This is a genomic window from Aeromonas sobria, assembly GCF_050266975.1.
In the GTDB taxonomy this organism is placed as follows: Bacteria; Pseudomonadota; Gammaproteobacteria; order Enterobacterales; family Aeromonadaceae; genus Aeromonas; species Aeromonas sobria_B.
This window is the reverse complement of the sequence record NZ_JBKISU010000091.1, coordinates 1-640: the sequence shown is the minus strand read 5'-3', so window position 1 is coordinate 640 and position 640 is coordinate 1. Positions and strand designations below refer to the sequence as shown.

Below are 640 nucleotides of genomic sequence, written 5' to 3'. Positions count from 1 at the left end.
GGGTGCTCCACCTTGGCCCGGATGCTGGCTTTCATGTATTCGATGTTGATGGCCGTTTTGTTCTTGCGTGGATGCTGTTTCAAGGTTCTTACCTTGCCGGGGCGCTCGGCGATCAGCCAGTCCACATCCACCTCGGCCAGCTCCTCACGCTGGGGCGCTCCTTGGTAGCCAGCATCGGCTGAGACAAATTGCTCCTCTCCATGCAGCAGATTACCCAGCTGATTGAGGTCATGCTCGTTGGCCGCGGTGGTGACTAGGCTGTGGGTCAGGCCACTCTTGGCATCGACACCAATGTGGGCCTTCATGCCAAAGTGCCACTGATTGCCTTTCTTGGTCTGATGCATCTCCGGATCGCGTTGCTGCTCTTTGTTCTTGGTCGAGCTGGGAGCCTCAATGATGGTGGCATCGACCAAGGTGCCTTGAGTCATCATGACGCCTGCTTCGGCCAGCCAGCGATTGATGGTCTTGAACAATTGGCGGGCCAGTTGATGCTGCTCCAGCAGGTGGCGGAAGTTCATGATGGTGGTGCGGTCCGGCAAGGCGCTATCCAGGGATAACCGGGCAAACAGACGCATGGAGGCGATTTCGTACAGAGCATCTTCCATCGCGCCATCGCTCAGGTTGTACCAATGCTGCATGC

At 57.3% G+C, this 640-nt stretch carries 1 protein-coding gene; it reads right to left on the bottom strand.

What is annotated here, in order from left to right; all coding sequences use genetic code 11:
* A partial coding sequence (locus tag ACLHZ1_RS20555; RefSeq protein WP_427263537.1) for an IS5-like element IS5 family transposase occupies window positions 1-640 on the bottom strand: 640 nt, incomplete at both ends.